The sequence below is a fragment of the Pseudomonas sp. IT-P4 genome (genome assembly GCF_949767755.1).
GTDB classification, from domain to species: Bacteria; Pseudomonadota; Gammaproteobacteria; order Pseudomonadales; family Pseudomonadaceae; genus Aquipseudomonas; species Aquipseudomonas monachiensis.
In genome coordinates this window covers 1-227 of sequence record NZ_CATKPX010000009.1, presented here as the reverse complement: position 1 = coordinate 227, position 227 = coordinate 1, and the positions used below count along the sequence as shown (strand labels likewise).

Here is a 227-nt window from a genome sequence, read left to right as displayed (position 1 = left end):
GGCGCGGACAACTTCGAAAAACTGACCCTGAGTCAGACCGCAGTCGACACCAGCGTCACCGATGAGCCATCAGGCCAGGGCGACAAGGTCACGGTGAGCATCGCCAGCAACGGCGATGTACAGGAAAACCTCGCCCCGACCTTCACCGTCAAGGTCGACCAGAAACTCGATCACGACCTCAAGGTCACCCTGAGCAACGGCGACACCGTCACCATTGAAGCGGGCAA

General features: G+C 59.9%; 1 protein-coding gene. It reads left to right on the top strand.

The window, feature by feature from the left end:
- The coding region (locus tag ACM6IT_RS00050) for an immunoglobulin-like domain-containing protein (RefSeq protein WP_414917227.1) at positions 1–227 on the top strand (227 nt) is incomplete at both ends.